Raw genomic sequence first — 21,928 nt, 5'->3', positions numbered from 1 at the left:
TTTTCTCGGATCCGCTCCTATGGCATGATCAGTCTGATGGAGCCGTATCCTGCCAGAGGATGGGGCCACACTCGACTGGAGTTCTTATGGAGGGACACACCCTCGGTGGCCGCTATCAGCTAAATCAAGAACTGGGATCCAGCGGCTTCGGGCAAACCTATCTGGCCCAAGACAGCCATCGACCGGGGCAGCCCTGGGTGGTAGTGAAGCACCTCAGGCCCCACTCTAGCGATCCAGAAGTCCTGACAGTGACCCGGCGCCTGTTTCAGCAGGAAGCTAAGATTCTCGAGCAGCTGGGATCCCACGATTGCATCCCCTGTTTATTGGCCTACTTTGAGGAAGGGGCGGAGTTTTACCTGGTGGAGGAGTGGATCGAGGGAGACACCCTAGAGCAGGCTTTACAGAACAGATCCCCTTGGCCAGAAGTCGAGGTGCGCGCGTTGCTGAAGGATATTCTGCAAACGTTGGCTTTTGTTCACCAACAGGGGGTGACCCACCGCAATCTTAAGCCCGCCAACTTGATCCGCCGACAGACGGATGGGCGCTGGGTACTGATTGACTTTGGCGCTGTGAAGCAAGTCACCCTCGGTCTGCCGGCCCAAGCCGAATCTTCACGGGGATCCAGCAATTACACCATCGGCATCGGCTCGCCTGGTTATATGCCCAGCGAACAGTTGGGAGGCAATCCGCGCTTGAGCAGCGATCTGTACGCGCTGGGGTTGATCGCCTTACAAGCCCTGTCTGGGCTCCCACCCCAGAAGGTCTTTCGGGATCCCTTGACGGGCGAACTGCGTTGGCATGATCTGGCCTCAGCCAGTGCCCCATTCACGGCCTTTCTGGATCGCATGCTGTGTTGTGACTGGCGGCAACGGTTCTCGTCAGCGGTCGAAGCCCTAGAAGCGCTACAGGCTTTGCCAGAATTGGCTCTCCCCACCGCCAATACCGAAATCTTGCCCAATCCTGCTCCTGCCGCCTGGGATCCCTTGCAGGAGCCCACCACCCCACCTCGTTCCCGCCCCTCTCTACGGGCGCGGCTTCAAGTTCCACCCGCATGGCTGGGGGGAGTACTGGCGGCCTCAGGAGTGCTCACGTTGGGAGGGTTGTGGCAAATCCGGTCAGGCTTTGGCTCCTTCCCCGGCCTCAATTCACAAACTGCTCCAGTGCAGGAAGCCTCTACCCTCCGTTCTGTTGCCTCCAGGGATCCCTCGCTGGAGGACCGGATCCCTTCCCCCGCTTCGAATTCATTGGTCTTAAGCCCGGGGCGTTGGGCCAATGCCCTGCGGCTACAGGCCACTCTAGAGGGGCCCGCTGCCATTACCGCTCTGGCCATCAGCCCGGATGGAACCCGACTGGCTTCTGGCGGAGATGACGGCTTGGTTAAGCTCTGGGATCCGCATACGGGAGAGCGCCTAGAGACCTTGGTGGGCCACGAAGGATCGATCGAAACCCTAGCGATTAGCCCAGATGGAACTTTCTTGGTGAGTGCGGGGGCAGACAGAACCGTGCGGGTGTGGGATTTGAACACCCTGAGCGAACGACTGCAATTGCAGGGGCACACCGAGTTGATCAACAGCCTTGCCATTAGCCCCGATAGCCGTTGGATTGCCAGTGGCAGTGCTGACCGTACCATCCGCCTTTGGCAGGCCGACAGTGGTCAGTTGCTCCGCACCATCGATGCCACTGCCCATGAGAAGGAGGCAGAGACTGGAGTTACCTCCGTAACCTTCGGCCCAGGCCGCACTCCGCCCACCCGTGTGGCTACCCGCAGGGATGCTCCCGAAGACAGGATCCCCTTGGCCCCGACCGCGGTCATTCTGGCGGCTGCCCATGCGGATCCCACCATTCACCTCTGGGATCCCGTCAGTGGGACTTTGCTGGATACGCTAGAGGCGGACTACCCCGTCGAGCAAGTGCTCCTCAGCCAGGATGGACGCTATCTGTTGAGTGGCAGCGCCAATGGCGTTTCCATTTGGAACCTCAGCACGGGATCCCTGGAACGAAAACTCTCACAAAATTTCGCCAGCTTAGCCACCCTCACCCTCAGTCCGGATGGCCGCCTGATTGCCAGCGGTACAGATCACCGCGCCAAAGAGATTAAACTCTGGGACCTGCGCACGGGAGAACTGCTGCGTACTTTGGGTGGACATACTTGGACGGTGAGTGCGTTGCTGTTTAGCCCGGATGGACAGACCCTTTTTAGTGGTGGTGTGGATGGCTCGATTCGCATTTGGGGGCCGACGGTGGCGGAGCCGGCTGAGGATGAACCGTGAGTGTTGAGAATAGGATCTCGGGTCGGACATGGGCAAAGTGGTGATCATCGGTGCGGGGTTGGCGGGCCTGACCTGTGCCAAGGTGCTCAAGCAACAGGGTTGGCAGGATCTGCTGCTGCTGGAAAAAAGCGATGGCCCCGGTGGACGGGTGCGCACCGATGTGGTGGACGGTTTTCGTCTGGATCGCGGCTTTCAAGTGTTGTTTACGGCCTACCCAGGGGTGCAACGTCACCTCCATCTGCGCGACTTGAACCTGCGTAATTACCGCCCCGGAGCTGTTTTGGCCAAGCCCGGTCAGGCTTTTTTGCTCGGGGATCCACTGCGGGATCTTGCCAGTGGGATCCCGTCTTTGCTCAATCCGCTCGCTACCCCTCTGGATAAGTTGAAAATTCTGCAACTGCGCGCCCAACTGGCCCAACGGAGCCCTGAGCAGGTTTTTCGGGAGGGACTGGGCGGGGAAGATCTCTCGATTCGGGAGTTCCTGCACCAGTATGGGTTCTCCCCAGCCATTTGCCAGCACTTTTTGTACCCCTTTTACCGGGGCATTTTGCTGGATCCGGATCTCAACAGCAGCGCCCGCCTCTTTGCCTTCTATTTCAAGATGATGGCGGAGGGCTCCATTGCCACGCCGGCTTTGGGCATGGGAGATATAGCACGACAACTGGCCGACCACCTTGCCCCTGATCAAATTCGCTATCAGACGCCGGTTGAGCAGATTGAGGTAGAAGAGGGCAAAGTCTGTGGGATCCGCACCCGCACCGGAGACAAGATTGCCGCCGATTGGGTGATCTGTGCTACCGATGCCCTGCAAGCTCAGGTCTGGCAACAAACCCTTTTCAAGGGTTTATCGGATCATTCCGTTCATTCAGCTTATGGGTTGGAGCAGCCACCTGTTCCCATTCCCACCCAGGCCCGTTCTGTCACTTGTCTGTATTTCCGTGCGCCCTTTTCCCTGACCCGTGGTGGCTACCTTTACCTCAACGCCAGCGGTCGGGGATGGATCAATCACTGGGTGGAACTGACCCACATCAGCCCGGATCTGGCTCCCACCGGTCAACATCTGTATTCGGTTGTAGTGCTGGGGGATCCACCCCTGAGCGATGAGGATTTGGCCCAAACCTGTTGCGCCGAGCTGCAAGATTACTTTCCCAAGGCGCCAGTGGAGCATTTGCAGGTGGTGCGGGTCTATCGGATCCCTTTTGCCCAGTTTGTGCAACCGCCCGGGTTTCAAGCCCATTTACCCACCGTTTTTTCCGGCATCCAGGGGCTGGTCTGGGCGGGAGAATATACCCAGCAAAGCAGCATTGAGGGATCCCTACGCAGTGGCGAGCAGGCGGCGGAGTCGGTTCTCAAGGGTGGGCGAGCTTGAGTTAGATCTATTCTCCCAACATCTCCACAAGCGGGAGCGCCCCGGATCCAGTCTTGCTCCCTCCTCACAGGCGCTTGGGCCGAGTTCCTTAAGTCAATCCACAGAAATAAGACGGGTTTCCCATGATATGAAAGGGGTGGACTTGTTCCTCGCGAGGATCCCTCTGCCATGCAAAACGCCACGCTTAGCCCGATCCCGCTCCTGCAGCGGTCGCTTCAACTGCTCAACCCCATCTATACCCCTCTGCTGATTCTGGCCTCCCCCAGCTTTTTCATTCCAATCATTGGGGAAATTATCCCAGTGCTGGGCGGAGTGCTCAATCTGGCCTATGTGGTGGTCGGTGCGCCCATCCTGGGGGGAGCAGCCCTTTTGCTGGTGGATCAGCACCTGAAGCAGCAATCTCCCGTGTTGGGAAATAGCCTCGATCAAGCGATCTCCAAAGCAGTGCCTTTGGTGTTGGGCAGTATTCTCCTGTCGTTGATTGTCTTTGGGGGTTCACTACTGTTTGTGATCCCTGGCATTTATTTGGGGGTAAAGCTGGCTTTCCTAATTTGTGCGATTGCCTTGGAAGGTCAAGGAGCAGTAGAAGGATTGGGGTATAGCTGGAACCTGGTGAAGGGTCGCTGGTGGGGGGTATTCTGGGCCTTTTTGGCTCTGGGCTTGATTTTCGGGATCCCGATCCTGATTTTGTCTTTGATTGTGGGGGGGATTGCGGCTGCCCTGAACTTGGGGCTGTTGGTGGCTGTGGTCATCGGGGCTGTCACCACGGCGATTGTGCCCATCCTCAACATTTTTACAGTGCTCTTGTTCCGCTCCCTGCAGGAAATTCAGGGGCAAACCGCTTAACTGGCTCCATCTACCTCAAAAAAAAGGGATCCCTAGCCTCACGGTGGGATCCCGTTCCGATCGGTACTGGTCAGGGGTTGCCAAAAGCTTTGCATCCAACCCAGACGGGTTCAGTCAATCCGCTGCACCAGAATTGTTAGGCGACTGCGGGTTATACCTTGCGACTGGGGTTGGTACCAATGGCTTTCAAGGTTTCCTCCTCATACTGAGTCGCATATGCTGCCGAAGGGGGTATGACCTTGATCACGTCGATAAGCACACCGTTTGGATCAGAGGTGATGAAATGCCTCTGACCGAAGTCCTCAGAGCGCAGTGACAGAAGAATTGGAAGCCCGCTCTTGCACATTCGGTCGTACTCAGTATCCACGTCATCAACCTCGAAGTTGATGATCAACCCACCAGCGAATTTTCGACGGAATGCTTCCGGTACGGTCGGATGATCTGGGTCAAGAAGAGCCAACTCGAACGTAGCTTGCTGACCCGCTTTCAGCGGATCTCGAAACCGCCTGTTTCAATGCGACTCTGGCTAATCAAGCCTGGGGTCAAGGTTGGGACACCATCCTGATGACGGCTTGGCAACAGGCGACCACACTCTATAAATAACCCATCTTCAATCGTGCTCCGCACGACCCGGAGGGTCATCGTGCTCCGCACGACCCGGAGGGTCATCGTGCTCCGCACGACCCGAAGGGTCATCGTCTCGAAAGCTTTAGGGGAACGTTTGAAGACCCAGGATGCTGTAGCCTTGTGCGAGAGCCTGGGGGAGAAACCGATAACCTAAAGAACCCCCCGCATTCTATGCGCGGGGAGTCGTCAGGCGGGGCTTCCCGCCGATTAAACTAACCGGAAGCCCTGAGCGATTGCGCCAGTTGTTGGGGAGTCAGTTGCTCGTAAGGTTCAAAGGGCTGATGGATCCAGGGGTTATCCGGCAGGTAATCCACATAGTAGTCCGGTTGATACACCGAAGCTGCCTTATACCACAACACACCTGTGCGAATCTCTTCTATGTAGAAGCCGTAGTGATGTTTGAGCCAATGGACAGCCCGCTTTAGAGTCACACCGGAGTCCGCTAGATCATCCACCAGCAACACCTCGCTCCCCAAATTGGCGGTGGTCATGGCTAAGTCACGCGAGAAGGTCAGAACTCCCCGTTGGCGGTTGCCGGGGCCGGAGTATGAAGAAGCAGAGAGAATCGCCAATGGCAGATCGAAGAGTCTGGCTAAGGTATCGCCAATGCGCAAGCCCCCTTTGGCAATACAGACGATTTGGTTAAATTCCCACTCGCTTTCGTAAACTTTGACAGCCAACTCCTCGATTTTGCGGTGGTAGTCAGCCCAGGTGATGGAAATCTCGTGCAAGGGATCCCCCTATAGCAGTCTGGAGTGCTCAATTCTACCCATATTCTGGAACAGCGTGCAGATCAGGAGCGCACCGCCCGCGCAAAAGCCACCCATCCAAAACTGAGATAACGTTCTAGCTGCAATCCCGCCTGGTGCAAATGCTGTTGTAGCTCTGATTCCGAGAAAAAGCGCAAGCCTGTTGCCCCGAGCCATTGCTGTAGGGTTTGTCCCCACCCCTGAATCTGTTGGCTGTGCATGGAGACAAACACACCCCCGGGTTTCAAGATGCGGGCAATCTCCTGCAATGAGGGATCCAGTGGCAACTCGTTCAAGCTGGCCCCACTGATCACCGCTCCAAAGGCTCCGGAAGCCAGGGGAAGCTGCTCGGCACGAGCCCGTACTAGGGTGTAGTGGTGCCAATTAGGCTGGGCCTGTTGAGCCGCTTCTACCAATACCCCAGCCGCATTATCCAAGCCCACCACCGTCCGCTGTGGATCTGCTGCCAAGAGCAACCGGCTCCAGTACCCCCCGGCAGTGCCCAAATCCAAAACGGGATCCGCTGCTCCGACCCACTCCGTCAGCAATTTGCCCTCCCGTTCTGCGCCAAAACTTTCCCCCGTCAGCAGAGACAGCGCCCAGGGCCGCCACAGTCGGTCGTAACTCCAGGCAAACCCGGGGGAATGGGCAATCGCTTGGGCCAGACTCAGATGCAGATCCGATGGATTGCCGATAAAGTCCACAGCCCCAGAGGCCAAGATTGGGTAAATCTGACCGCAACTGGGGCAATAGATCCGATCTGGCTGGCCCTGTTCGCACCTCGGCGTTTGGGCCAAACCTTCCTGCCCACAGCTCAGACAACGGTAGAGGTGTACAGGCAGAGCAGAGGGAGAGGTGAGCATGAATCAATCCGACGAGATAAAGATCAATCAAATAAACAATGAGTTCAAATAACAACAGCTTGAACAAGGGGATCCAGAAAAAAAGGGCAGTCGCCAGGGTTCAACTCCCAGCAACTACCCTCCCCAGTGAATCAAACCATGGATCTATTCAGCAATTCATCACATGGGATCCCTTAAGCCAACTTCGGATTGGGCAACCCAGACTTCTCCGGAATGGGCACATATTCCGCCACAATCGCCCGGAACTCATCTCCATCCAGGGTTTCTCGTTCTACCAACGTATCCGCCAACCGATCCAACAAAGCCCGATTCTCCATCAGGATTTGCTTGGCTTTCTGGTAGCAACTCTCCAGCAGTTGCCGCACCTGGCGATCGATCTTAGCGGCCACATCCTCCGAGTACTCCGTGCGGTTCATCCAGCCGCCCCCCAAAAACACTTCGTTGTTGGGGGGATCCAACATGAGGGGACCCAACTCGGACATCCCAAAGCGAGTTACCATCTGACGCACCAAACTGGTGTTCTGCTGTAAATCGTTACTGGCACCCGTGGTGATTTCCGAGTAGCCAAAGACGATATCTTCTGCCGCCCGACCGCCAAAGCCAACCACAACCCGATCCAACAACCAAGCGCGGCTATAGAGGCCAGAGTCAATTTGTTCTTCATTGGGCAGTTGCTGCGCAAACCCGCCAGCCCCACTAGAACGGGGGATAATCGTCACCTTGTTCAAAGGATCCGCATGGGGTAGCAGGGTCATCAGCAGAGCATGGCCGCATTCGTGGTAAGCAATCAAGCGCTTACTTTTGCCATCCAAGAGGGGGGGTTTGGTGAGGCCAATGGTAATGCGGTCAATGGCATCGTCAATATCCTGGTTGGTAATTGCCATGCGCTGGCGCCGAGCAGCCAAGATAGCCGCTTCATTGAGCAGATTGGCCAGATCCGCCCCAGCAAAGCCAGGGGTACGGCGGGCAATGGCCTCCAGGTTGACCTCTTCTGCTAACTTTTTGCCCCGAGCATGGACCCGCAGGATTTCATAACGCCCTTTGAAACTGGGCCGATCCACCGTCACCTGGCGGTCAAAACGACCGGGGCGGAGCAAGGCTGCATCCAACACATCAGGACGGTTGGTGGCGGCGATGATGATGATGCCGGTGTTGCCCTCGAAGCCATCCATCTCGGTGAGCAACTGGTTCAGGGTTTGTTCCCGCTCGTCGTTCCCCCCGCCAATGCCAGCTCCCCGCTGCCGACCAACGGCATCGATTTCGTCGATGAAGACGATGCAGGGGGCATTTTCTTTGGCTTTCTTAAACAGGTCGCGCACCCGAGAAGCCCCTACGCCGACGAACATTTCCACAAATTCGGAGCCGGAGAGACTGAAGAAGGGCACCCCTGCTTCCCCCGCAATCGCCTTAGCCAGGAGGGTTTTACCGGTTCCAGGCGGGCCGACCAGCAAGACGCCCTTGGGAATTTTGGCCCCCACTGCCGTGAAGCGTTCCGGTTTCTTCAGGAAGGTGACCACCTCCTGCAGCTCCTCCTTGGCTTCTTCGATCCCGGCCACATCGTCGAATTTAATGCCGGTTTTGGCTTCCATCTGAAAACGAGCTCGCGATTTGCCGAAGTTCATCGCTTGCCCAGGGCCACTGGCCCCGCCGCTGGCCCGCCGCAGGAAGAAGAACAAGCCCCCCAACAGCAACACCGGAATCAACAGGTTGCCGAGGATCGCCCAAAAGGCACCTCCATCTCGGGTCGGCACTACCCCCACTTCGATCCCTTGGGCGGTGAGGCGATCCACCAACTGGGGCACGGTATTGGGCAGCAAATTCACCCGATAGCGGGTGGGATTTTGGGTTTGCGGATCGGTGGCAGTGACTTCCGCCACTTGGTTGTTATCCGTCAGGCGTACATCCGTGACACGCCCCTCCTCGACATAGCGCAAAAAGCGGTCATAGGTGAGGGCAGAGGCCAAGGCTGCATGGGCGGGGGCAGGATGCAGCATTGGACCGGATCCCTGCCAGAGACAGAAGCCAAGCATCAGGGCCATAAGCCAGCGCTGGGGGGATTGAGGCTTGTTCATAAAAAGAGGAAACACCCGCTTGATTAAAAGTCCTTTAACAAACTTAACTTGCCGACTCGGCTAGATACAACCCCGCCCCGGTTACCGATGAGAGTCTGATTAGAGTTCAGTCCCGTAGCTTATGTCCCAAAAAGTCTGTGATTAGACCGATTCAGGGGATCCCAGCTGATCCAACTTGTAGATGCGCCGCCACATTTGATCTGCCAAAGACGCGGGCAGCAACCGCATCAGACCCAGAGCCAACTTGCCGCCTGTAAAGGCGGTGTAGCGATCCGAGGGGTGGGGATCGGTCATCGCCCTCATGATCGGCTCCACGACCTTCTCCACCGGCCAAGCCATTTTGTTGAAGGAGCTGGCCATATCGGCGGTGCTGTCCAGAATGGCTTTGTAGGGGCCATTCGGGTTGACAACCGCCCCGAAGGTTTCTTCTGCTACCCGGCCAAACTCAGTGGCCACCGGCCCCGGCTCGATCAGGATCACCTTGACTCCGAAGGGGGCCACTTCTACCCGCAAAGCATCACTGAGGGCTTCGACAGCAAATTTGGTTGCGTTGTAAACCCCACTAAAGGGCATAGACATCTGACCAGCTACAGAGCTAAGGTTGATGATTCGGCCACTACCCCGTTCGCGCATTTGGGGCAACAGGGCCCGGGTGAGGGTGTGCAGGCCAAACACATTCACCTCAAATTGCCGCCGCATTGCTGCCACATCCACCTCTTCTACCGGCCCCATCTGGCCATAACCGGCATTGTTGACGAGAATATCCACCCGGCCAAAGTGATCCAGGGCCTTTTGGGCCAGGGCTTCCACCTGGGCGGTATCCGCCATGTCGGTGGGCACAACCAACGCCTCTGCCCCTCGACCCACTACCAGATCTTTAACGGTTTGCAGCACCCCTTCTCGACGGGCTGCCAGTACCAATCGGGCCCCTTGTTTGGCGGCTTCTAGGGCAACGGCTTCCCCAATTCCGGCGGAGGCTCCGGTGATCAACACCACCTGATTGGCTAAGGACGACATGGTTTCCTCTTGTTCAAACAAACGTTTCCATCCTAAAGGGCGGGTTGGGATCCCTGAAGAGAGGAATCACCACAGTCTCTGCTTGGGTATATGATCGGGGCACATCTTGTTGGATCCCGATGAAAGGGTTTGCATTTGACTGCTGATGTTTTTCTGATGTTTTTGTAGGGTATTTTTGATTGACTAGACTCAGGGTGCAGTGGCTGTGAAGTATTTCCGCAAGCGGGTTAACCAGGGGCAATCTCTGTTGCCAGAGGAACGGTGGGCGGCTATCCAGGCGAGGGTGGATCAGTTACTCAGGGCTGCAGAAGCCAACCTCCAGGCCAACTCCGAGCTGCGCCAGCAGCAGCAGGAACAGCAACGCCAATTGGAAGCAGAACGCCGCCACAGCCAAGCCCTACGGGATTCGACCGCTGACTTGCGCACTAGCGTCATGGAACTGCGGGAAGGGCAAGCCTTTTGGCAGAATCAGGTGGATGAGCTGCGCTCTTGTTTGCGGGATTTGGTTAAGGAACAAAGCCAATTGGTGCAAATCATTGCCCAGCAGCAGCAGATCCTGAGAGACTTTCAGGACGTAACCCGTGCCATGTTGGAACGGATGAGCACCGACCATGGCGACTTTCGCCACGCTATTAGCGCCCTGCTGGAACAGCTGCACCAAACTCTGCAGTATCTCATCCTGAAAGCGGGGGGCACGGTTCCCGAACCGGTACGCCATCCGGAAGCACCGGCGGATCCCCCGACTCCAGATGCTGCTGCCGCCACTCTACCCCCGCAGGAAGCCGGGCCATAACCAGATCTGCCCCAAAGCCAGGATCCCCAAACCCGACCCATCACTCCGGCAACCACTGGGGCCAAAACACGTGTAACCCGGTGGCTCGCTCCGACTTCAACAGCGGGGATCCGCCACCGGCCCTATTTTGCAATGGGATCTCCTCCGGCAGAAACGAGTGGATCCGTTCCGACTCGGTGAACAGATCCACCTGCGGCTGTCCGGGCCGATTCGGGTCTGGCGCTAAGCCCACCAGCCCTACCAAAGCATCGGTTTTGCTGGCAAACTTAAAGGCCTGTACCCCGACCCTGCCCCGATCCATCGTCGGAATCTCGCTTAGGGCCAGCCGCTTCAGATGACCCGATTGACTGGCTAGGATCAGGATCCCCTCAGGGGGAAGCAGGGTCATACCGACGATCTGTTCTTTGCGGCCCAAGCGTAGAGCTGGATTACCCATCGCCATCCGGCCCATCAGGGGAATTTGCTCCTCGTCAAGGGGCAGCCGCAGCAATCGTCCTCCTGAGGTGGCTAGGATAACAGTGTCGCTGCTTTGCCTAGGATCATGAATGGCTGCCCAACCCAGCTCGTCATCCTCTTTTAGTTTCAAAGCAGTGGATCCCCGTTGGGTGAGGCCGACAAAATCTGCCAAGGCGACTCGCTTAATCCGACCCTGCCGGCTGAGCAACACCAAGGCGGCATCCACTGAGTTGGGATCCAGCGTAAAGGTGGCAATGATCGGCTCCGGGGCTGGCAACAGGGTTAGCAACGGCACACCTCGGGATTGCCCGGTACTGAGGGGGATCCCTTCGATGGGTACCGTAAAGGCTCTGCCGGGGGCGGTTAACACCAAAATCTCTTGGCCCAGAGTAACGGACTCCAGACTGAGCAGCCTATCTTCCCCCAATTCCCGTTGGGCTGGGTTTGTGCGGGAGCGACGGCTGGGCAAGGGAATGCGGCGCACGTAGCCTTTGCGGGTGAATTGCAGCAAAAAGGTGCTATCTTCCCCTTCTTCACCAGTGGGAATTTGAGCCACTTCCGCTTCCAACTCTGAAGCAGAAAGAATTTGGGTGCGCCGGGGATCCGCGTGGGTTTTCTTCAGTTGTCGCAGCTCTTTTTTTAGGTAATTCAAAAGTTTACGGCGATCATCCAGTAGCCCCTGTAGTTCTTCGATGCGGCTGCGCAATTCTGCCTGTTCCTGTTGCAGACGTTCCCGCTCCAATCCCGTCAGGCGGCGTAGGGGCATGGCCAAAATGGTGTCGGCCTGTTCGGGGGTACACCCGAGGTGGGTTTGCAGTTGCCCTTTGGCAGTCGAGCCATCCGGGGCCTGACGCAGCAGCTCGATCACCCGATCCAAATCTGCCAAGGCCAGTAACATGGCTTCCACTTCCTCGGCTTTGCGTTGCACCCGCTGCAGTTCGGCGCGAAAAATGCGGCCCAGGGTGACTTCACGAAAATCCAAAAAGTGTTGCAGAATCCCTTTCAGGCTGAGTTGTTGCGGTTCTCCATTCACCAAAGCCAACAAAATCGCCCCAAAGTTGCTTTGTAGCGGGGTAAGTTTGTATAGCTGTTGCAAAACCGCCTGTGGGTTGGCTTCCCGCTTCAGCTCCACGACAACACGGATGCCAGTGCGATCCGATTCATCCCGCAGATCGGCAATGCCGGTGATCCGATCTTGATTCACCAGTTCCGCCACTTTCTCGATCCAGGCGGCTTTGTTCACCTGGTAGGGAAACTCTGTGATGATGATGGCGGGCCGCCGATGACGACCTTTGCCCGGTTGAATTTCCTCAAATTGGGCTACCCCCCGCATCAGGATCGAACCGCGTCCGGTCAAGTAGGCTTCACGGATCCCTTGGCTATCGACAATTTGGCCCCCGGTTGGGAAATCTGGCCCTGGGATCCACTGCAAAAGCTGCTCCGCTTCCAGCTCAGGATTGTCAATTAAGGCCAGCAAGCCATCCACCAGCTCCCCGAGGTTGTGGGGAGGGATATTGGTGGCCATACCGACGGCAATCCCCGAGGAGCCATTGAGCAGCAAAATCGGCAGTCGGGCGGGGAGAACGGTGGGTTCGACTTGGGATCCGTCGAAATTGGGCATGAACTCGACGATGTCTTCCCCCACCTGATCCAGAAGGGCCGTATGGCTCACCTGCGCCAGCCGACACTCGGTGTAGCGCATGGCCGCCGCCGGATCGTCATCCACCGAGCCAAAGTTGCCGTGCCCCGCCACCAAGGGGTAACGACTGGAAAACTCCTGCACCATGCGCACCAAGGCATCGTAAACCGCCTGATCCCCATGCGGGTGATATTTCCCCAGCACATCCCCCACCACACGGGCACATTTGCGATAGGGTCGCTCTGGCGTGAGGCCCAACTCATGCATGGCGTAGAGAATGCGACGATGCACCGGCTTCAGGCCATCCCGCACATCCGGTAGCGCCCGCCCGACAATCACGCTCATGGCGTATTCCAGATAGGAGCGCTGCATCTCCCCTTGCAGATCGGTGGCAATCACCCGCCCTAGACGAGATCCCCCGTTCGATGAGGATCCCAGTCCGTCGAGAGTCAGTTGCTGAGTCATGGCACCAAGGAGCGGAACGCTTTCCAGGTTACTGTAACCGTTTCTTTGACCGCCGCAAGTTGAGATCCTAGGCTGGCAAAGGGTGAGAAGCTGGGAACGGCACCCTTAGCGGAGGATATTGAATCTCCATGGGAGCAACTCAATGTGTTGTAGTGGGGGTTAATAGAGTATTCGCCACCCTCAGTCTCGGATACAAATTCCATCACAATTGCCGGGGGATCCCCTTCCAAGTGGGGGGTATAGCTGCGGCGGATCTCCCCTTCGGGAATGGGTTTCACCCTAGGCACATAGACCCAATCGGGAGCTTTCACCACCACTTTGTCCCCAACAGTACTACAGAGGCCGAAGTTGGAGGCAATCAAAGCATGGGCAGGGATCAACTGGGCCAGTTCCAGCAGTTCTCGCAGAGCAGCGGCTAAGAGCGGTTGTAAAGTGCTTTCCACTGGTTCATCCGGCAATGGAAAGTCTTCGGGCAGCTTTTCCCAACGAATTTGAGGGGGGGGGATTGGGTGAGCAAAGCGGGGGAGAGGGTCATGCCCTAAGGTACCCACGGTGGCAAGAGAGGCACAAGAGAGGCAGATCCTTTTCTGGGTAACCCATAGGATTCCCTCGCATCAACCCTGAACCCGTTCCATAAAGTTCCATAAAACTTGTCGAGGCGATGAGGGGTCAAGTCGTCCCGGCTAAGACAGGGATCCTCTGACAATGGATGGATAGGGCTAGGGTATGCTTGTGGGCAATAGGCAATTCTTCTGTCTCTTCCCTTCAGGAGAGAGTATGTCAGAAACTGACCCGTCCTCTGCCCACATTCTCGTAATTGAAGATGAAGCCAAACTGGCCCGTTTTGTGGAGACGGAGCTGGCCTACGAAGGGTATCGAGTTAGTGTGGCTAGTGATGGGACAACCGGGCTAATGGCAGCCCGCGACCAAAAGCCTGACCTAGTGCTGCTGGATTGGATGTTGCCCGGTATATCCGGTTTAGAGATCTGTCGGCGACTGCGCTCCACAGGCAATCGGGTGCCGGTGGTGTTGATGACCGCCAGAGATGATGTATCTGACCGGGTAGCAGGGTTGGATGCGGGGGCGGATGATTACGTGGTGAAACCCTTCAGCATTCAAGAGCTCCTTGCTCGGGTGCGAGCCCATTTGCGTCGCCAAAAGGGATCCCATGATGGCCACCTAGTGTTCATGGATTTGACCCTGGATCCGCTGACACGAGAGGTAACGCGGGGAGAGCGGCGGGTGGAGCTAACGGCCAAAGAGTATGATTTGCTGCGCTACCTAATGGAGCATCCTCGGCAGGTACTCACCCGGCAACAGATCTTGGAGCACGTCTGGGGATTTGACTTTATGGGCGACTCCAACATCATTGAGGTATATATCCGCTACCTGCGCCTTAAAATCGAAGAGCAAGGGGAGAAGCGCTTGATCCAAACTGTGCGTGGGGTGGGTTACGTACTGCGTGAGTGAGGATGCCGCTTCATGCCAGAACCCTTTGGGCCTTGGAATTGGGATATAACCGCCGTCCTAAGTGCTATGCACCGCTGCGCGACCAGAACGGCTTTCGTTGATTCTCAATCTGGAAACATTACTCTGGGGGCTGGAGCAGCAGCACTTGCCAGCGCAGCAGTTGTTCCAGTTGTTCACAACTCAGGGCAGGGGTGAGGGATGCCTGAATCTGGGCCACGGTGCGGATCCCGTCCACCTGTTGCAAAAAAGCAAAGGCCGCCTCGCTCAAAGAAATCGCTTCGTAGGCGTAGTTGAAAATGCTGCGGGAGGGCCACAACCCCAGGCAGGGGCTGAGGTGGGCAATAGCAGACAGAATCGCCTCCGCAGACTGCCAATCCTGTTGAGGCAGAGGTGGCTTGCCGAGAAACAATTCGTAGTGGGCCACTACAGGATCCAACAGTTCGATCAGTCGATAACGCTCTTTTTCCGGCAGTTGCGAGGCTTGCGCCAAGAGCGATTCATCCTTGCCCAATACCCGTTGCAATTGCCAAAACTCCGGGTTGGAAAAGCGCAAAAATTGCAAGCCAGAAGCCCGGATCAACTCAAACAGCGTTTCGATGGTGTAGTCAATTTCTTGGGGGTGCAGATACATATCCGCAAAACATTCATCGTCCACATTTTCTGTAGCCCAGCGAGTGCGCTCTTGTTGTTGAATGCGATTGTGATCCGGCAAAATTTGAAAGAGGCTACGTCCGACTTTGAGACCTGCTTGCAACTGCTCCAAAGAAGCCAGAGATTGGTGCTCGGATCCCGTCACCAGCAGGCGGATTGCCTTTTGCATCAAACGAATTTCATGGCGACCCAACTCTCCATAGACGAACAAATGCAGGATTCCACCGGGAGCCAATTTACTGGCTAGGGCTTGGATCCCGGCCTTCGGATCCGGCAAATGATGAATCATGCCCACGCAGTTGATGAAATCAAACTCACCGGGCAATTGGTCGATATCATAAACGTTCAATTCTCGGAACTGCACCGGCGGTGCCTGTGATGCCTGACAACGCGCCTCGGCAATTTCTAAGGCTTTACGGCTGAGATCAAAAGCCCAAATTTCGGCCTTAGGGTTTTGGTGAGCAATATATTCCGTCCCCACACCGGAGCCACAGCCCGCATCCAGAATTCGCACCGGACGATTGCCAGGATGGACTCCTGTACAAAAGGCGTAGGCCTGTGGCCAACTCCAACGCCAGTTCCATCCCGGAGGGGGGAGAGTGCCAATCGGTTGCGGCGGAAAAGGATAGTGATTGTAAAGTTGCCGGACTTGGTTGAGGATCTGCTCGGTACTGGAGGGGGAAGGCTGCATACACTCTATGGATGGACTCTCAGTTGCACACCATTAGCGATCTGTGGGGCATTCGGCAGGGGCGCAAGCTGCTGAGCTAACTGGATAGGACAGGGTAAGATCTGATGTCCAGAATACAGCGTCTTCCTTTCCCAACATCTAGCGAGACTATAGTGACGATATCTCCCTTTGCCCTTATCGTCATGTCTGTCCAGGCTTCTCATCCTCTGCAAACGGGTCTTACCTTCGACTGGCTCAAGCTGATTACCGAGCTGAAAACGATCTTGGATCCAGAGCGAGTCATTAGCAAGCCGGAAGAACTGCTGGTGTACGAATGCGACGGGCTGACCAGCTATCGACAGATGCCCGCCTTGGTGGTCTTGCCCCGTAGCACCGAAGAGATTGCAGCGGTGATTCAGCGATGTCATCAGTATCGGGTACCATTTGTTGCCCGTGGCTCGGGAACTGGCCTATCGGGAGGGGCTTTGCCGGTGGAAAACTGCGTAGTGATCGCCACAACCCTGATGAAGCGGATCCTAGAGATCGATCTGGAAAACCGTTACATGGTGGTGCAGCCAGGGGTAATCAATACCTGGATCACACAAGCCGTCGCTGCCCAGGGCTATTTCTACGCGCCGGATCCCTCAAGCCAGTCGGTTTGCTCGATTGGGGGAAATGTTGCAGAAAATTCGGGAGGGGTTCATTGCCTGAAGTATGGGGTGACTGCCAACCACATCCTTGGGCTGAAAGTCGTGTTACCAGACGGGGAAATCCTTGAGCTAGGGGGCAAAATCCCAGAAATGCCTGGCTATGACCTAGTGGGCTTGTTTGTGGGATCCGAGGGCACCCTCGGCATTGCCACAGAAATTACCCTGCGCCTTGTCAAAACCCCAGAACAGATTCAAGTCTTGCTCGCTGATTTTGACAGCGTCGAGGCTGCCGGTTCCACCGTATCCGACATTATTGCTGCCGGGATCATTCCAGCGGGCATGGAAATCATGGATAACTTCAGCATCAATGCTGTTGAGGATGTGGTGAATTTGGGCTATTACCCTCGGGACGCGGCAGCCATTTTACTGGTGGAAGTGGATGGTCTCCCACTCGAAGTGGAGGAAGCCAGCGAACAGGTGAAAGCGCTGTGTTTTAAGAATGGGGCGCGTCAAGTACAAACTGCTTCGGATGCCGAAGAACGCTTGCGGGTGTGGAAGGGTCGCAAGGCTGCTTTTGCCGCTATGGGTAAGTTAAGCCCCAATTACTATGTACAAGATGGAGTGATTCCCCGCAGTCAGCTTTCTCTTGTCTTGGCGGAAATTGAGCGCCTCAGTCGAGAGTATGGTTATCCAGTAGCCAATGTTTTTCATGCCGGCGATGGCAATTTACATCCTCTGATTCTTTACGATGAGTCTGTACCGGGATCCCTGGAGAAAGTAGAAAAACTGGGGGGAGAAATTCTCAAGCTCTGTGTCCAACTGGGGGGCAGTATTTCCGGTGAGCATGGCATTGGAGCCGATAAACGCTGTTATATGCCGGAGATGTTTGCTGCTGCCGATTTAGAAACGATGCAGTGGGTCAGACAGGTGTTTGATCCCGAGCATCTTGCCAATCCTGGGAAGATCTTTCCCACACCCCGCACCTGTGGCGAAGCAGCCCATGCCCATGCTCAATGGGAAGGGATCCCGGCTTTTTGACCTCTCCCGCACTCCAAGCCCATCTAACTAATTTCTCCGGGGTAATCCTGAAGGACTATCCTCCCTAGAGGGTGTCTCTTGTAGTACGACACTGGCCTATCAATTGGATTGGCGTTGTTGGCACAGTTCCTCAAAGGCTTGCAAAAAGTCTTCCTGTCGAATCACCAAGGTCTTGGCATCGACGACCAAGGACTCTGTCCCGCTGACACGAACAGCCCCGGCACGGTGACGACGAATGGCAGCAATGGCGGCTCGGTTACTGAGGAGGGCCAAATCTGCGCCACTCCAACCTTCGGTGCGCTCAGCCCAATTCTCCAGATCCACATCGGGCCCCAAGGGACGGGTGCGATTGTGGACGGCCAAGATTTCCCGTCGCCCTGCTTGATCCGGTAACTCGACGCTCAGGTGCAGTTCCAGGCGGCCAGCCCGGGTGAGAGCGGGATCCAAACTGGCTTTACGGTTGGTGGCGGCCACCAGCAGTACTCCTTGACTGGGACGGATCCCATCCAGTTCGGAGAGCAACTGCCCCAAAACGCGGTCGCTAACGCCACTGTCGCCGGAGTAGCTCCCCCGCGCGGGCGCTAGGGTATCAATTTCGTCAATAAACACCACACAGGGAGCGCATTGACGGGCTCGGGCAAACAACTCCCGCACCGCTTGCTCGGAGGATCCCACCCATTTGCTGAGCAACTCAGGGCCGGATACCGCGATGAAATTGGCTTTGGCTTGAGAGGCAATCGCTTTGGCTAGCAGGGTTTTGCCGGTGCCGGGTGGGCCACTGAGGAGTACCCCTTTCGGGGCTTGGGCTTGGGCCTGCTCATACAGTTCTGGATGCAGCAGGGATCCCTCGACAGCCTCTTGCAAAATGTGTTTGGCTTGGCCCAATCCCCCGATTTGCTCCCAACTCACCTGAGGAGACTCAATCTCCACCGAACGCAGCACCGCCGGTTTCACCTGTTGCAAAGCCAATTGAAAATCCGCCGCCGAAACCGTCAAGGATTCCGGGACAGAGGAGCCTAGATCCGGCACCTGCCGCCGCAAAGCCGCGTAGGCGGCCGCTTGACACAACCCGCGCAGATCCGCCCCGACAAAGCCCAGGGTTTGATCCGCCAGAGTGTCCAGATCCACGTCTGCATCCAGAGGCATATCACGGGTGTGAATGGCGAGAATTTCCCGCCGCCCCTCCCGATCCGGCACCTTAAAGATCACCTCCCGGTCAAAGCGTCCCGGACGCCGCAGCGCCGGATCAATGGCATCAGGCCGATTGGTGGCCGCCAGCACCACAATACCTTTGTGGGCAGCAAACCCATCCATCAACCCCAGCATTTGCGCCACCAAGCGCTTTTCCACCTCTCCTTCTACCGCCGCTCGGTTCGGGACTAGGGCGTCGATTTCATCGATAAACACCAAACAGGGGGCTGATTTGGCCGCCTTTTCAAACACCTGTCGCAGGCGGGATTCTGCCTCACCGTAGTATTTGCCGATGATTTCCGGGCCAACAATGGCGATGTAGTTTACCCCCAAGCTTTCCGCTAAAGCACGAGCAGTCAGGGTTTTGCCGGTGCCAGGGGCTCCCACCAGCAGCACCCCCCGTGGGGGTTCTAACCCCAGTTTGGCCAGCAGTTCCGGTCGCTTCAGGGGGATTTCCACCATTTCCCGCAGAATTTGCAGTTGTTCCTTCAACCCACCCACATCCTTGAGACGAGATCCGGTCTGGGTAGGCGTTGCGGTCGGGTCGGGTGGAGCCGGGGCAGGGGAAACTTGCGGCTCACTGCTCCAGGAGGAGTCCCCCCCTCCAGTGGCGGTTTGGACGCTACCGCGGCGGGGAGGAATGGAACCGGAGCGGGGAATGGAACTGCCGAGGGGACGGCTTTGAATACGCACCTCGGTTCGCAGTTCCCCACTTTGTTTTTTTTCGTCTAGCTTCTGAGCCAGCTCGATTAACTGCTCAATACCCTGTACAAAGTCGCTGAGATCTGCCATAACTAGGACTTCCATCCACAAATTGACACGATTGGACCGGCAAAAGGTTCTACACCACCCCCTTGTTCCACCTGTTCCCAGTCGGTGAACGGGATCCCGGAATGGCTAGATGTTTAGTATGACACCTTCCACCCCAGCTTCTATCGCTGGGGAGTGGGCGCAAGATCAGGATCCCAGAACTGAGACAATACGTTACGAAGCAGGGGATCCCGCTTTTGCCAACCGGCTGGAATGGGCCTGAATCTGGGCGCGAATCCAGCTCAGCCAGGGATCCAATCCAGCACCTGTTTTGGCAGAAAGACAAAAAATGGGGACAGAGGGGTTGATCTCGCGGATATTGGCCTGAATGCGCTCCAGATCAATATCCAGCACCGAGACCAGATCAACCTTGGTGATCAGCAGGCAATCCGCCTCTCGAAACATGATCGGGTATTTCAGAGGTTTATCCTCCCCTTCCGTCACGCTGAGGAGTGCCACCTTGGCGTGTTCCCCCACTTCAAACTCCGCCGGACAAACCAAGTTGCCGACATTTTCCACCAGCAACAAATCCAGTTGCCGCGGATCCAGCAGCGATTCCAGTTGGTGCAAGCCCCCCGCCACCATGGCCGCATCCAAATGACAGGCCCGCCCCGTATTGATGGCAATCACCGGGATCCCGTAGCGACGCAGCCGTTCCGCATCCAGCTGAGTGGTCATGTCCCCCTCGATCACGGCAATACGCAGTTGATTAGAGAGGGCGGCCAAGGTCTTTTCCAGCAGCGAGGTTTTGCCTGCCCCCGGCCCGCTCATGAGATTCAGGCAAGTTACCCCCCAGCCATCGAAGTGATCCCGGTTGTGGTCAGCCTGGTGTTGGTTGGCGTGGAGGAGGTTAATCCCCATGTCCAGCACTTGATGCATGGTAGAGCCTGTGAGAGGAGAGTTTAGGCAGGGAAAGCCCTAGGAAGACCGGGACTTGGCCATTTCAGGGATGGGGGTAGGGCTAGCCGAAAGTTTACGCACTTCCGAACAGAAGGAGGCCATGCTGAACCCTCCAAACCGCTTGACTGTGCTGGCCCGCAGCCGCAAATTGGGGCTGGCAAACCAAATACGCTCCTCCGATTCGGTCATCTCATATTCCGTGTAGAGGGTGAGGGCACCATCGGATCCCATCACATAGGTACCCGCCACGGGCACTTTCTCGGCATACCCTTGATCCCGCAACAGTTGCCCCCGCGTTGGGTCGGCCTCGTCCGGGATCGGCACCAACACCACATCCCCCTTGTACTCTTCGTTATCCCACTCCTGTTCGCCATTCCACTGCACCCGCGCTGCCCCAACAGCCCGGCGCGGATCCACCTTAAACAGCTTACAAATGCGCACGACCGCCGGATCATCTGCAGCCAGGGTGGCGATCTGTACCTTGGACTTACCCCCCTCGGAGCGGCGAAAAGCAAGATGGTGGCTGGTGCGCTGACTCATCCACTCCCCAGCACTAAGGGCGAAAAATTCCATTACGGTCATCATGGCCGACGCGGGATCCTCAAATCGATTGGGACAAAGAGTTGAACATCTTGAACAGTAGAAATGGCTGAACAAGATTTGCTGATTTTAACTTGCCCAGCCACGCTGACTCACTCCTGACGGATTTGATGTTCCCGCCAGAACTGCTCGGCAAAGGCCACGGTTGGGTGAATGGGCGCTCGCGGGTGACTGAGCAGCGGCATATTGGCCTGCTCTGGGGTACGGTTGCCCTTGCGTTGATTACACCGTTCACAGGCCGTCACGACATTGTCCCAGCTATGGGATCCCCCTTTGGAAAGGGGCACCACATGATCCAGAGTCAGGTGGTTGGTGCTGCCACAGTATTGGCAAGTGTGGTGATCCCGCCGCAACACTTCCCGCCGATTCACCGGAGGGACGCGCCAAGTGCGTTCTTTGCCTTTGATGGTAAGGCGAATGTGTTCAGGTACCTCGATCACATGACTGGGGGAGCGCACCTTCCACACCGGCACATTCATCATCGCCAAAGGCTCCGCTTTGCCCGTCAGCAGCAGCACAATCGCCCGCTTGATGTTGACCCGGCTAATGGGCAGATAGTTTTGGGAGAAGACGACGATCGACTGTTCCAGAATGTGGGTAGCAGCAGTCATGGCTTAGCTCCTCCATTTGCCGCCATTCTCCTGAGGAATCTGCCGAATGGCAAGCTTTTCCCCAGAATTGGGATGAACTTGCAGGGAAAGGCCCCTGGAACATCCTCCTCAAGGCGGCTAGATTACGATGTAGTTTATTGTAGTACAAGTAGGCATGACGGCCTAAGGATG

17 protein-coding genes and 1 pseudogene are annotated in these 21,928 nt (G+C 56.6%); 6 read left to right on the top strand and 12 right to left on the bottom strand.

The genetic code is table 11. The features are described from left to right. The first annotated feature begins 86 nt into the window (after nucleotides 1–86). The 3 genes from JX360_RS12175 to JX360_RS12165 all read left to right on the top strand — a co-directional run bounded on the left by JX360_RS12175 (nucleotide 87) and on the right by JX360_RS12165 (nucleotide 4,485). Nucleotides 87–2,270, top strand: a complete 2,184-nt coding sequence (locus JX360_RS12175) for a serine/threonine-protein kinase (RefSeq protein ID WP_244351301.1) — start codon at nucleotides 87–89, stop codon at nucleotides 2,268–2,270. A gap of 28 nt (nucleotides 2,271–2,298) precedes the next feature. Then, complete coding sequence (locus JX360_RS12170) at nucleotides 2,299–3,639, top strand: NAD(P)/FAD-dependent oxidoreductase (protein ID WP_244351300.1); 1,341 nt, start codon at nucleotides 2,299–2,301, stop codon at nucleotides 3,637–3,639. A gap of 168 nt (nucleotides 3,640–3,807) precedes the next feature. Further along, on the top strand, nucleotides 3,808–4,485 hold the full coding sequence (locus JX360_RS12165; protein ID WP_244351298.1) for a DUF7847 domain-containing protein: 678 nt from the start codon (nucleotides 3,808–3,810) through the stop codon (nucleotides 4,483–4,485). A 151-nt stretch (nucleotides 4,486–4,636) separates the two neighbouring features. On the opposite strand, the gene JX360_RS12160 is transcribed toward JX360_RS12165, so the two are convergent. The 5 genes from JX360_RS12160 to JX360_RS12140 all read right to left on the bottom strand — a co-directional run bounded on the left by JX360_RS12160 (nucleotide 4,637) and on the right by JX360_RS12140 (nucleotide 9,834). After that, the gene (locus JX360_RS12160) at nucleotides 4,637–4,945 is read right to left on the bottom strand and encodes a VOC family protein (RefSeq protein ID WP_244351296.1); all 309 of its coding nucleotides are present in this window, start codon (nucleotides 4,943–4,945) and stop codon (nucleotides 4,637–4,639) included. A 379-nt stretch (nucleotides 4,946–5,324) separates the two neighbouring features. After that, nucleotides 5,325–5,843 carry a phosphoribosyltransferase gene (locus JX360_RS12155; protein ID WP_244351294.1) on the bottom strand — a complete coding sequence of 173 codons (519 nt, stop codon included), beginning with the start codon at nucleotides 5,841–5,843 and terminating at the stop codon, nucleotides 5,325–5,327. Between the two features lie 62 nt (nucleotides 5,844–5,905). Then, the gene (locus JX360_RS12150) at nucleotides 5,906–6,724 is read right to left on the bottom strand and encodes a methyltransferase domain-containing protein (protein ID WP_244351292.1); all 819 of its coding nucleotides are present in this window, start codon (nucleotides 6,722–6,724) and stop codon (nucleotides 5,906–5,908) included. Between the two features lie 173 nt (nucleotides 6,725–6,897). Next, nucleotides 6,898–8,796, bottom strand: a complete 1,899-nt coding sequence (gene ftsH, locus JX360_RS12145; RefSeq protein ID WP_244351290.1) for an ATP-dependent zinc metalloprotease FtsH — start codon at nucleotides 8,794–8,796, stop codon at nucleotides 6,898–6,900. 141 nt (nucleotides 8,797–8,937) lie between these two features. After that, nucleotides 8,938–9,834: an SDR family NAD(P)-dependent oxidoreductase gene (locus JX360_RS12140; RefSeq protein WP_244351288.1), complete on the bottom strand. Its 897-nt coding sequence runs from the start codon at nucleotides 9,832–9,834 to the stop codon at nucleotides 8,938–8,940. 184 nt (nucleotides 9,835–10,018) lie between these two features. Here JX360_RS12140 and JX360_RS12135 point away from each other — a divergent pair, with 184 nt between their 5' ends. Then, entirely contained in the window at nucleotides 10,019–10,606 is a 588-nt protein-coding gene (locus tag JX360_RS12135; RefSeq protein ID WP_244351286.1) for a hypothetical protein, read from the top strand. 40 nt (nucleotides 10,607–10,646) lie between these two features. Here JX360_RS12135 and JX360_RS12130 read toward each other — a convergent pair whose 3' ends face one another. Together JX360_RS12130 and JX360_RS12125 are read right to left on the bottom strand one after the other, a co-directional pair. Beyond that, nucleotides 10,647–13,166, bottom strand: coding sequence for a DNA gyrase/topoisomerase IV subunit A (locus JX360_RS12130; RefSeq protein ID WP_244351284.1), 2,520 nt, complete (start codon nucleotides 13,164–13,166; stop codon nucleotides 10,647–10,649). Nucleotides 13,167–13,315: 149 nt separating this feature from the next. Continuing rightward, nucleotides 13,316–13,672: pseudogene (locus JX360_RS12125) on the bottom strand (hypothetical protein); the annotation flags it as partial. 271 nt (nucleotides 13,673–13,943) lie between these two features. On the opposite strand from JX360_RS12125, the gene JX360_RS12120 reads away from it, so the two are divergent. After that, complete coding sequence (locus JX360_RS12120; protein WP_244351281.1) at nucleotides 13,944–14,636, top strand: response regulator transcription factor; 693 nt, start codon at nucleotides 13,944–13,946, stop codon at nucleotides 14,634–14,636. 118 nt (nucleotides 14,637–14,754) lie between these two features. Here JX360_RS12120 and JX360_RS12115 read toward each other — a convergent pair whose 3' ends face one another. Further along, entirely contained in the window at nucleotides 14,755–15,978 is a 1,224-nt protein-coding gene (locus JX360_RS12115; RefSeq protein WP_244351280.1) for a class I SAM-dependent methyltransferase, read from the bottom strand. Nucleotides 15,979–16,160: 182 nt separating this feature from the next. Here JX360_RS12115 and glcD point away from each other — a divergent pair, with 182 nt between their 5' ends. After that, nucleotides 16,161–17,645, top strand: coding sequence for a glycolate oxidase subunit GlcD (gene glcD / locus JX360_RS12110; RefSeq protein WP_244351330.1), 1,485 nt, complete (start codon nucleotides 16,161–16,163; stop codon nucleotides 17,643–17,645). 99 nt (nucleotides 17,646–17,744) lie between these two features. On the opposite strand, the gene JX360_RS12105 is transcribed toward glcD, so the two are convergent. The 4 genes from JX360_RS12105 to JX360_RS12090 form a co-directional block, all read right to left on the bottom strand. Next, nucleotides 17,745–19,628 carry an AAA family ATPase gene (locus JX360_RS12105; RefSeq protein WP_244351275.1) on the bottom strand — a complete coding sequence of 628 codons (1,884 nt, stop codon included), beginning with the start codon at nucleotides 19,626–19,628 and terminating at the stop codon, nucleotides 17,745–17,747. Nucleotides 19,629–19,820: 192 nt separating this feature from the next. Further along, the gene (gene hypB / locus JX360_RS12100; protein WP_244351274.1) at nucleotides 19,821–20,525 is read right to left on the bottom strand and encodes a hydrogenase nickel incorporation protein HypB; all 705 of its coding nucleotides are present in this window, start codon (nucleotides 20,523–20,525) and stop codon (nucleotides 19,821–19,823) included. 39 nt (nucleotides 20,526–20,564) lie between these two features. Next, nucleotides 20,565–21,128, bottom strand: coding sequence for a phycobiliprotein lyase (locus JX360_RS12095; RefSeq protein WP_425244398.1), 564 nt, complete (start codon nucleotides 21,126–21,128; stop codon nucleotides 20,565–20,567). A 110-nt stretch (nucleotides 21,129–21,238) separates the two neighbouring features. Continuing rightward, entirely contained in the window at nucleotides 21,239–21,757 is a 519-nt protein-coding gene (locus tag JX360_RS12090; RefSeq protein WP_244351272.1) for an HNH endonuclease, read from the bottom strand. Nucleotides 21,758–21,928: the final 171 nt, after the last annotated feature.

Source organism: Thermostichus vulcanus str. 'Rupite', assembly GCF_022848905.1.
Lineage (GTDB): Bacteria > Cyanobacteriota > Cyanobacteriia > Thermostichales > Thermostichaceae > Thermostichus > Thermostichus vulcanus_A.
This window is presented reverse-complemented; position numbering and strand designations above follow the sequence as displayed.

Excerpts from the sequence above, each read along its gene's own strand:
- JX360_RS12175 (WP_244351301.1), top strand. The coding sequence starts at position 87 with ATGGAGGGACACACCCTCGGTGGCCGCTATCAGCTAAATCAAGAACTG.
- JX360_RS12170 (WP_244351300.1), top strand. The coding sequence starts at position 2,299 with ATGGGCAAAGTGGTGATCATCGGTGCGGGGTTGGCGGGCCTGACCTGT.
- JX360_RS12165 (WP_244351298.1), top strand. The coding sequence starts at position 3,808 with ATGCAAAACGCCACGCTTAGCCCGATCCCGCTCCTGCAGCGGTCGCTT.
- JX360_RS12150 (WP_244351292.1), bottom strand. The coding sequence starts at position 6,724 with ATGCTCACCTCTCCCTCTGCTCTGCCTGTACACCTCTACCGTTGTCTG.
- ftsH (WP_244351290.1), bottom strand. The coding sequence starts at position 8,796 with ATGAACAAGCCTCAATCCCCCCAGCGCTGGCTTATGGCCCTGATGCTT.
- JX360_RS12130 (WP_244351284.1), bottom strand. The coding sequence starts at position 13,166 with ATGACTCAGCAACTGACTCTCGACGGACTGGGATCCTCATCGAACGGG.
- JX360_RS12120 (WP_244351281.1), top strand. The coding sequence starts at position 13,944 with ATGTCAGAAACTGACCCGTCCTCTGCCCACATTCTCGTAATTGAAGAT.
- JX360_RS12115 (WP_244351280.1), bottom strand. The coding sequence starts at position 15,978 with ATGCAGCCTTCCCCCTCCAGTACCGAGCAGATCCTCAACCAAGTCCGG.
- glcD (WP_244351330.1), top strand. The coding sequence starts at position 16,161 with ATGTCTGTCCAGGCTTCTCATCCTCTGCAAACGGGTCTTACCTTCGAC.
- JX360_RS12105 (WP_244351275.1), bottom strand. The coding sequence starts at position 19,628 with ATGGCAGATCTCAGCGACTTTGTACAGGGTATTGAGCAGTTAATCGAG.
- hypB (WP_244351274.1), bottom strand. The coding sequence starts at position 20,525 with ATGCATCAAGTGCTGGACATGGGGATTAACCTCCTCCACGCCAACCAA.
- JX360_RS12095 (WP_425244398.1), bottom strand. The coding sequence starts at position 21,128 with ATGACCGTAATGGAATTTTTCGCCCTTAGTGCTGGGGAGTGGATGAGT.
- JX360_RS12090 (WP_244351272.1), bottom strand. The coding sequence starts at position 21,757 with ATGACTGCTGCTACCCACATTCTGGAACAGTCGATCGTCGTCTTCTCC.